1 protein-coding gene is annotated in these 946 nt (G+C 66.6%); it reads left to right on the forward strand.

The annotated features are described in order from the left end of the window. A partial coding sequence (locus DBY63_RS24705; RefSeq protein ID WP_108583054.1) for an NAD-dependent succinate-semialdehyde dehydrogenase occupies nucleotides 1–946 on the forward strand: 946 nt, incomplete at both ends.

Here is a 946-nt window from a genome sequence, read left to right on the forward strand (position 1 = left end):
CTGACCGCCAAGGAGCGTTCGGCCAAGCTGCGTCGCTGGTACGAGCTGATGATCGAGAACCAGGACGACCTGGGCCGGCTGATGACCCTGGAGCAGGGCAAGCCGCTGGCCGAGGCCAAGGGTGAGATCGCCTACGCCGCCTCCTTCATCGAGTGGTTCGCCGAAGAAGCCAAGCGCATCTATGGCGACACCATCCCCGGCCACCAGGCTGACAAGCGCATCCTGGTGATCAAGCAGCCCATCGGCGTCACCGCCGCCATCACGCCGTGGAACTTCCCCACCGCGATGATCACTCGCAAGGCCGGTCCGGCCCTGGCCGCCGGTTGCACCATGGTGATCAAGCCCGCCAGCCAGACCCCCTATTCGGCCCTGGCCCTGGTCGAGCTGGCCGAGCGCGCCGGCATTCCCAAGGGCGTGCTGAGCGTGGTCACCGGCTCCGCCGCCGAGATCGGCGCCGAGCTGACCGAAAGCCCCATCGTGCGCAAGATCTCCTTTACCGGCTCCACCGAGATCGGTGCCAAGCTGATGGAGCAGAGCGCGCCCACCATCAAGAAGCTGTCGCTGGAGCTGGGCGGCAACGCGCCCTTCATCGTCTTCGACGACGCCGACCTGGACAAGGCCGTGGAAGGCGCCATCGCCTCCAAGTACCGCAACGCCGGCCAGACCTGCGTCTGCGTCAACCGCCTCTACATCCAGGATGGTGTCTACGACGCCTTCGCCGAGAAGTTCAAGGCCGCCGTGGCCAAGCTCAAGGTCGGCAACGGCCTGGAAGAGGGCGTGACCATCGGCCCGCTGATCGACGCCAAGGCCGCGGCCAAGGTCAAGGAACACATCGACGACGCCGTGAGCCAGGGCGCCAAGGTCATCGCCGGGGGCAAGGCCCACGCCAACGGTGGCAGCTATTTCGAACCGACCATCCTCGCCGACGTGCCCAAGAGCGCCAAGG

Origin of the sequence: Pseudomonas sp. RIT411, from assembly GCF_003057735.2 — a bacterium.
GTDB lineage: Bacteria > Pseudomonadota > Gammaproteobacteria > Pseudomonadales > Pseudomonadaceae > Chryseomonas > Chryseomonas oryzihabitans.